This is a genomic window from Psychrobacter sp. AOP7-C1-14 (genome assembly GCF_052376135.1).
Classification (GTDB): Bacteria; Pseudomonadota; Gammaproteobacteria; order Pseudomonadales; family Moraxellaceae; genus Psychrobacter.
On sequence record NZ_JBQSVH010000045.1, the window covers coordinates 1 to 920 of the forward strand.

The following is a 920-nucleotide window of genomic DNA, read 5'->3' on the forward strand; positions in this document are numbered from 1 at the left end:
TATAGTCAGCTCAAAATAAAATTGTTATGGTTAGGGCAAACATCATAAAACAATTTGGATAAGTCGTTTTCCATCCAGCCTTGGCGTAGAAACTTCACCTGAGCCCATTTCTTTTCGATAGGGTTTAGGTCTGGGCTGTACGGCGGCAACCAAAGAATACGATGCCCGTGCCTGTTTAGTAGCTTTTGAATGCGTTTGCTCTTATGAAATCTGGCGTTATCCATCACAATCACGCATTTGGTTTTAAGACTTGGGATTAGGGTTTGTTTGCACCAGTTGTAGAATATGCTGCTGTTGATGTTTGTCTCAAAGTAATCAAGCGCAAACAGCATCTTTTCATATAGAGCACCAATAACGTTGGTTCGCTTTTTACCTTGCCAGTTGTAGCTATCGATACAAGGCTTACCAATCGGTGCATAACCATGAGAGCGAATGGTTTCAGCCTCAAAGCCGCTTTCGTCCATATATACAATGGGGTAGCCTTGCTGCTTAAAGTGCTCAAGCTTATTCTGATACGCCGCTCTTTTGATCGGACAGGCTTTTGGATGTTCTAAGGTCTTTTTTTTGACTGATACCTAGGCGCTTTAGGGCATGATGAATGCCTGTTTTACTACAGTTTAAACGACGTGCTCGCTCATACTGATAATCATCAGGATGTTCTTTGACATCATTGAGTAGCACGTCATCTGGTATTTTATAGGGTTTGGTTTGCCTGGTTGTTTTACTATGAACACGTCTCTTCCAGTTTTGTATGGTGGTTGGGCTGAGGTTATAGAATTTAGCTGCCTCGGCAAAGGTCATACCCTCGTCTAAGCTTTTTAGTACTTGTTTGCGGAAATCTAGTGAGTAAGTCATGGTCTTTATAATAACAATTGAATTTGTTAATTATTTTATAACATTTTTAAGTAGGATTGACTATA

2 protein-coding genes are annotated in these 920 nt (G+C 40.3%); both read right to left on the reverse strand.

Annotated elements, in window-relative coordinates:
• Positions 1-5: 5 nt before the first annotated feature.
• Positions 6-530: an IS630 family transposase gene (locus tag ACT3QN_RS13645; RefSeq protein ID WP_443529567.1), complete on the reverse strand. Its 525-nt coding sequence runs from the start codon at positions 528-530 to the stop codon at positions 6-8.
• Entirely contained in the window at positions 505-855 is a 351-nt protein-coding gene (locus tag ACT3QN_RS13650) for an IS630 transposase-related protein (RefSeq protein WP_443512698.1), read from the reverse strand. Before ACT3QN_RS13650 ends, ACT3QN_RS13645 begins: the two co-directional genes overlap by 26 nt.
• Positions 856-920 lie beyond the last annotated feature (65 nt).